Annotated in this window: 7 protein-coding genes; all 7 read left to right on the forward strand. The window is 57.5% G+C overall.

Annotated elements, in window-relative coordinates; translation table 11 throughout:
- Positions 1–2: 2 nt before the first annotated feature.
- Positions 3–761 carry a FliH/SctL family protein gene (locus WA354_RS16335; RefSeq protein WP_472814086.1) on the forward strand — a complete coding sequence of 253 codons (759 nt, stop codon included), beginning with the start codon at positions 3–5 and terminating at the stop codon, positions 759–761.
- A complete protein-coding gene (locus WA354_RS16340) occupies positions 758–2,071 on the forward strand; it encodes a FliI/YscN family ATPase (RefSeq protein WP_472814087.1) in 1,314 nt (437 codons plus the stop codon). Before WA354_RS16335 ends, WA354_RS16340 begins: the two co-directional genes overlap by 4 nt.
- A gap of 3 nt (positions 2,072–2,074) precedes the next feature.
- A complete protein-coding gene (locus WA354_RS16345) occupies positions 2,075–2,560 on the forward strand; it encodes a hypothetical protein (RefSeq protein ID WP_472814088.1) in 486 nt (161 codons plus the stop codon).
- 37 nt (positions 2,561–2,597) lie between these two features.
- Positions 2,598–4,373: a hypothetical protein gene (locus WA354_RS16350; RefSeq protein ID WP_472814089.1), complete on the forward strand. Its 1,776-nt coding sequence runs from the start codon at positions 2,598–2,600 to the stop codon at positions 4,371–4,373.
- Positions 4,374–4,435: 62 nt separating this feature from the next.
- Positions 4,436–4,876: a flagellar hook assembly protein FlgD gene (locus tag WA354_RS16355; protein ID WP_472814090.1), complete on the forward strand. Its 441-nt coding sequence runs from the start codon at positions 4,436–4,438 to the stop codon at positions 4,874–4,876.
- Between the two features lie 77 nt (positions 4,877–4,953).
- Positions 4,954–6,489 (forward strand): flagellar hook protein FlgE, encoded by a 1,536-nt coding sequence (locus tag WA354_RS16360; RefSeq protein WP_472814091.1) that lies wholly within the window; start codon positions 4,954–4,956, stop codon positions 6,487–6,489.
- Between the two features lie 245 nt (positions 6,490–6,734).
- On the forward strand, positions 6,735–7,113 hold a 379-nt coding region (locus tag WA354_RS16365), incomplete at its 3' end, for an alpha/beta hydrolase family protein (protein ID WP_472814092.1).

Genomic DNA, 7,113 nt, shown 5'->3' on the forward strand with positions numbered 1-7,113 from the left:
GCTTGCCAGACGGAACATCAACACGGATTGAAGTATTTGAGTATCCGGCCGGCACGCCTCCCCCGATGCTCTGGGAAGGTGTCCCCGAAGTCGGCTCGGCTGCGCCTCTCGCTGAAGGTGCAAACTTTCGCAAGAAATGCACAAGCCACGACACCGAGTCTGAGGACTCATCGCGAGTGTCCACAGCCGAGCTTGCAAAGCGCAGTTTCGACGCCGGACGGGAGCAGGGAATCCGGGAGGCGCGCGAAATGGCCGCCAGCGAACAGAGCGGACTCTTGCAGGTGACTAACAAAGCACTGGTAGAGCAGTCGGCCCGGCTGGCCAGCCAGGTTAAGAACGACTGCGAAAGCTTCCTGCATGAAGCGGAGCACGAGCTTGTGCGCCTTGCGTTGGCTATCGCCGCGCGCATACTCCGGCGCGAAGCGCAGATGGACCCACTCTCTCTGATCGGTGCAGTGCGTGTAGCGCTCGGGCAACTCGCGGCAACCATACAAGTACGGCTTCGCGTCCCGGCGGCAGAATCCGGCCTCTGGACCGAAACACTGGCGCATATTCCGAATCTAAGAGTGAAGCCCGCAGTCATCCCAGACGACTCTATGCAACTAGGAGACTGCCGGATCGAGACGGAGATGGGCTCAGTGGACCTGGGGCTGCATGCACAACTTCATCAGATGGAAATGGCGCTCTTGGATGAGGAACCTGCAATCAAACCAGATGCTTCTATCAATTCTGAACCTGAGCAACACGAGGTAAAGGTATGAGCGGAACTTTGGATCGCCAAACTGCCCGCGTGCATACCATGCAGCCCTGGCGATGGAGCGGGCAGGTTGTTGAATCGATCGGCCATACCATCGAGTCGGCGGGACCGGTCGCCTCGGTCGGGGAGTGTTGCGAAATTGAAGATCGCTTTGGGATCAAGCATCGCGCCGAGGTCATCGGCTTCCGCGGGGCGCGTGTCATTTCAATGCCAATGAAGACCACCGATGGAGTTCGTTTTGGAGATTCGGTGACTGCCCTGGGTTGCGGTCCGGAAGTCATCGTTGGCGAAGGCATGATCGGTCGAATTCTCGACGGCATGGGCATTCCGATGGATGGACGAATGTTTGCCGGCCTGACCGAGATTCTGCCCCTCGAAGGAAAAGTTCATACGCCACTCGATCGGGTTCCCATCCACACTCCTCTGGGCACGGGTATCAGGACGATCGATGGATTGCTCACCGTCGGCCGCGGTCAGCGCGTCGGCATCTTTGGCGGATCCGGCGTCGGGAAGAGTACGCTGATCGGCATCATGACACGAAACACCGAGGCGGACGTAACCGTAGTCGGCCTGGTTGGGGAGCGCGGGCGCGAAGTCCGCGAGTTTGTTGAGAGCGCGCTCGGCGAAGAGGGGCTCGCACGTTCCATCGTGGTCGTGTCCACATCCGACGAATCCCCACTGATGCGCATGCGCGCTGCCATGACCGCAACCACCATCGCCGAGTTTTTTGCTCGCAGGGGAAAAGCCGTCCTGCTGGTGCTTGATTCACTCACGCGTTTTGCCATGGCGGCGAGGGAAATTGGCTTGGCTGCAGGCGAGCCTCCGACCGCAAAGGGCTATACACCCTCAGTCTTCAGCCGCCTTGCAAAGTTGGTGGAACGAGCCGGCAACTTTCACTCCGGGTCAATCACCGCGTTCTATACGACGCTGATGGAAGGTGACGATCAGCAGGATCCGCTTGTGGATGCAGTACGCTCGCTTCTGGATGGTCACGTGGTGCTCTCGCGGAGGCTGGCCGCCGAGGGTTGGTATCCGCCGATCGATCTGCTCGATTCAATCAGCCGATTAATGCCGGCCGTGGCACGAACGAATCACCTCGAGCAGGCAGCCCTGCTTCGGCGAATGCTGGCGACCTACGCACGCTCTGAAGATCTGGTTCGCATTGGCGCGTACAAACAGGGTGCCGATCCCGATCTGGATAGAGCGCTGCAGGCCCGAAACGCGATGCGTGAATTCATGACGCAGACTCCCCGAGAGCGCGTCGGGTATCCGGAATGCTTGCGGCGGCTCGCGGAGATCGCGGAGGACATCTAACTCATGGCCGCTCCAAAAAGCCTGCGACGTCTGCACGAGATTCGTCGCGCCGAAGAACAACAGAACCGGGCCGGATTGGAGTCCGCGGCAGCAGAGTTGCAGCGCTTTGAGGAAGCGATCACGAAAACACGTGAGCGTGCCAGGCGGGCCCGGGTGCTTGTCGCGAGGAGTGTGGAGACCGGTGAGTTTCTGGATAGGATTGCAGGATTGGAGGAAATCAAGGCGGCCGATCGCCTGGCGAAATTCTTGCAACAAAAGATCGCTGCAGCTGAAAGAAATATGCAAAAGAAAAGACAGGAATTTCTCGACAAACGGATAGAACGCCGTCAAGTGGAGACCGTGTATGACGCAATGCAGGCGGAGGACGCGACAGAAGCAAATCGCAGAAGCCAGCTCGTACTCGATGACTGGCATCGTTCTCAAAGCATTCGAATCAGGCTGGAAGTGAACAGACCACGCCCCGAATCTGACATTCCTTTAACTCAATGACATTCCGTTTGGCACGCCATCTGCTTCATCAATTTGCATGAGCAGCGCAAGCGGAATCGAAATTCAGAGTCAGGCTTTGATTCCCGGCAAAGCGACGGTCACGTTGCTTGCGGCCGTGGGCACTGCGAGTTCGAGCACCCAAAAGAATCCCACGCCAACTCATGACGCAGCCAGTTTTCGCCAGAGTTGGCAAACAGTCCTTGACACCTTGCGTGCCTTTGAAGAGATAACGGGCAAAGATGCGCCGCCGGAAAGCGAGGGCCTTGTCACTGATGCAACTTCTGGCCCTGCGTTTGCGACCGGGATACACGGCGCCAATGACGGTGACGTGAGGCGGATGAGCGAACCCGCTCTGCGCACAACCCACTGGTCAGACTCGACACGGGTGAGCCCGAGGAAGACGCTGCACGTGTTGCCTTTTAGAGGTATTGCGCTTGGCCCCGATGCGAATCAACCGCTGCCCACGATCGAGGCGCACGATTCGAGCCACGCTTCGCAAGGATGGCCCAGCAGCAACAAGAAGCCTGCAAGGATAGAAACAACTCCGAACTTCATCGCGAAAGGCATCGTGACAAATCCGAATTTTCCGCCAACTCCTGCCATCGTGCCTCCCGAGGCATTATCTTTACAGGCTTCCAAGCCTGCGGCGCCGCCGGCATACGCAGAGGTCGGAGATTCAACGGCGAGCCCCTCTGGCAAACACGAAGGTGAACGAGTGGCATCTGCGTTCGCCGCTCCTAATGGCTACAGATCAACTCCCGTTACGGCCCAGGAAGATGGACCCGCTAGCGATCCATTGGCAGCAGCTTCTCCATCACAACATGGCGTCGAGCGTACGAGCGCCGGGACGACCGATGCAGACGATATTCTGTCCGGGCACTTGGGCAATGAGAACACGCGGGCTCTTCATTTGACTTCAAGTTCGCAGTCGCTGCAAAGCAATTCCATCGGACCTTCCGCGCCAGGAACAGTGTCCCTCCCCTCGATGCAGACTTACGATCGCATCGCGCCGGTGGACACTTCCATTGAGCAGGAAGGGCATCCTGATGCACCCGGTGCAGCCGCCATGCGTGTTCGGCAGCCGGTGTCACCCCTGCGCAATCACATGAGCATGCGCGAGGCGGTCCCGGGCTTTCGATCGAAGCTGGACGCGGAACCTTCCGCCACTCACGTGGCCGTTTCTCCTCCGGGAATGCAGCCACTCTGCGATGCTCGAGCCGGACAATTCGCAGGCATTCCCGCAGCCAACATCGCGCAGATCCCCGAGAATGAGCTCGGCATTGCGGCGAACGAGCATCCCGCATTGGCGCGTGAGCCGTTCATGGCCATCGATTCTGGAGGGGATGACACATCTGCAAAGTGGGTTCTCGCGGGAGGGCATCGAGCCGAAGCTGGCTTTCAGGATTCGTCGTTAGGCTGGGTGAGTGTGCGCGCGCAGGCCGGCGCCGAAGGCATTCATGCCGCGGTAGTTCCCTCATCGGATGTGGCTGCGCAGGTACTCGGCAGCCATCTTGCGGGATTGAACGCGCACCTGGCCAGCCACTATGAACACCTGAATCCCGTTACGCTCTCAGCTGCCAATGGGGCTTGGGATAACCGGGAATCCGGACAGGAGATGGCCCAGGGAAATCATCGAGACACGAGCCACGGCAGACAGCAGCAGCAAATGCGCGAAGATCCAGCGCCCAACCGAATCGAGGCCGTCGCGAGTTCCGCGCGTGGCTTTGCAGAACGGCAGCTGTCCAGTGTGCCGATGCGGACGCTGACCATAGCTCCGAATCCTATCGACGGGCACATATCGTTCATCGCGTAACACAGAAAAGCAGGGAATTTTGAATCGCCGAATTTAAGCACGACGACATGGAGGGGAAAGAAATGGCCGCACAAATCACCGGATTATTGAACCAACTCTCGGCAGCACACCACTTGAACAATGCGCAGCCCGTTAAGAACCAGGCAACGGCGAGTAGTAGTTCAGGCGACGATTCCGGCACCATCACAGCGAATGATTTTCTGACCCTGCTTGTCACTGAGATGAAGAACCAAGACCCTACTGCGAATACCGATCCAAACGAATACATCAATCAGCTGGTTCAGGTGAATAGTCTTCAGCAACTTATCTCGATTAACCAGACGCTCACCACGGATTCCACCGCGAATCCCGTCAGCTCGGGCGTCAAGACAGATTCCGAACAAACGGCATCGGCCCAACCCATCTTGCCGCGCCTTGCCGACGGTAATCTCACCGTCCCCGCAAATCATGCGGCAGCACAGCGCGTCGCGGAGTCTTTGGCCACTCAATCCAGGGGCTTGTGATACCCGGGGTGGTTCTTCGCTGCATTTCATTCACAATTGGCCGCAAGGGGCCGGAGTCACCGTAGAGGAGAGGCAACATGGCAAGCTTTTACATTCCGCTCACGGGGTTGAACGCGGATTCGACTGCACTGAATACGATTGCGAACAATCTGTCCAACATGAATACCACCGGTTATAAATCGCAATCGGTAAACTTTTCCGATTTGTTCTATCAGCAAGTTGGAGAAGCCGGCTCCGGCGATCCCATTCAGCGCGGCTCGGGAACGCAGGTATGCTCCATCGAGACGGACTTTTCGAATGGCTCGCCGAACACAACCAATGTAGACACAAACGTCGCGCTGCAGGGCAACGGGTTCTTTGTCGTCGGAAACGGCGACAACACGCTTCTGACCAGAGATGGCGATTTTTCCCTCGATCTGAATGGAAACCTGATTACTTCAAACGGACTGAACGTCATGGGCTTTCCAGCTACCAACGGAACGGTAAATACCAACGCCCCTCTCGCCCCGGTACACATCCCGGTTGGCGAAGTGGAACCGCCCAGTGCGACGAACACGTTCGGCATGACGGCGACGCTGAATGCGGCAGCCAATGTAGGCGACAGTCTCTCCGGCAAAATCCAGGTATTCGATTCGCTGGGCAACGCGTATCAAGCCCAGGTGACGTACACCAAGACAGCCACAAACACATGGTCATATAACGTAACGCTTCCCGATACCTTAGCCGCGAATAGCAGCAGCGCCGGGACCATGAACACACAGGTCTATAACTTTGGTTCCAGTGCCGGCACACCCGCAACCGTCGATCCTGCCACGAGCCTGACAATTACCGCGCCCAATGCGGGCGGCATTTCCACGACCATCAATGCACCTGGCATTGTGGCGGGAGAGTCCGTTGTTACTTATGCGGCGGACTTGCAAAGCGCGTTGACGGCAGCCGGAATCACGGCCTCCGTGACCGCGACAGCAGCGGGCCAGCTGACCATCAGCGGAACCAATCTCACCACCTCGGGAAGTGTGATTCAGGATCCGGTTGCATCTGCGACCGCCACGGGATCATTGACATTTGACTCGAACGGAAATCTTGTAAGTCCCTCCACAGATGTAACGGGGATTACGTTTTCCGGCCTCTCTGACGGAGCCTCAAACATGAGCATGACCTGGAATCTGTTCGGAGCGGACGGGTCATCTACGCTGACGCAGGTAGTCGATCAATCATCGTCCGTCTCCTCATCAACGCAGAATGGCTTCGCCAGCGGCAACTACAACAGTTTCACAATCGGCTCGGACGGTACGGTAACGGCAACGTTCAAGAATGGACAGAAACTCAACGTCGGCCAGTTGGCGCTGGGCAATGTCGTTAACCTGCAGGGTCTGGAGGCCACCGGCAACGGTGACTACGAGACAACCCTGGCCAGCGGCACTGCGACCATCGGCGTTTCAGGAACGTCGGGGCTCGGAACCATGCAAGGCGGGGCGCTGGAAGCCTCAAACGTCAACATCTCGGCTGAGTTCTCTGAACTCATCATTGCCCAGCGTGCTTTCGAAGCGAATTCAAAGGCTGTGACGACCTTCGATACCATCACGCAGGAAACCATCAACATGATCCACTAGCTGTTTGCTCTTCTGAGTTGAATTGAGGCCATCACGGTAAAAAGTCTCGCCACGGATCACTGATTCCGCGGCGAGACGCCGTATTTCCTTGAAGGTCCATTCCTGTCAGATTCGGAATGTACACTGACAATACTTCGAATGCTTCCCGAAACTTCGATCATTCTGCTTTAGTGCGCTTCCTGCGTCACGCGAACGAGCACCTGCTTGCCGAGACCGGATTCAAGCAACCTCTGAGGACCACTGCAATGCGTCTGCTTTCTTTTACGATATCGGCTCTTCTGGCACTTGCAGCCACAGCCCATTCACAGACTGTGCCTGCTGCAATCTATACCGACCCGCCCATGGACACAGCGCATCCGGCCGGAATGGTCGTCCTGCATATACCCAGTCACGGCTTGCTGATCAACGGACTAGCATATACTGCCACCGGCGCGGGTCCGCATCCCACCATGGTCATTTGCCACGGTCTTCCGGGGAACGAGAAGAATCTCGACCTTGCCCAGGCAGTGCGTCGTGCGGGCTGGAACGCAGTAACCTTTAACTATCGCGGTTCGTGGGGAAGTCCGGGATCTTACAGTTTCGCGCAGAACCTCGAAGACGCAGACGCCGTTCTTGCCTATCTTC

The organism is Occallatibacter sp. (assembly GCF_049802275.1).
GTDB lineage: Bacteria > Acidobacteriota > Terriglobia > Terriglobales > Acidobacteriaceae > Telmatobacter.

What these genes read in the sequence shown, in the direction of transcription:
- WA354_RS16340 (WP_472814087.1), top strand. Translation starts at nt 758, where the DNA reads ATGAGCGGAACTTTGGATCGCCAAACTGCCCGCGTGCATACCATGCAG.
- WA354_RS16345 (WP_472814088.1), top strand. Translation starts at nt 2,075, where the DNA reads ATGGCCGCTCCAAAAAGCCTGCGACGTCTGCACGAGATTCGTCGCGCC.
- WA354_RS16350 (WP_472814089.1), top strand. Translation starts at nt 2,598, where the DNA reads ATGAGCAGCGCAAGCGGAATCGAAATTCAGAGTCAGGCTTTGATTCCC.
- WA354_RS16355 (WP_472814090.1), top strand. Translation starts at nt 4,436, where the DNA reads ATGGCCGCACAAATCACCGGATTATTGAACCAACTCTCGGCAGCACAC.
- WA354_RS16360 (WP_472814091.1), top strand. Translation starts at nt 4,954, where the DNA reads ATGGCAAGCTTTTACATTCCGCTCACGGGGTTGAACGCGGATTCGACT.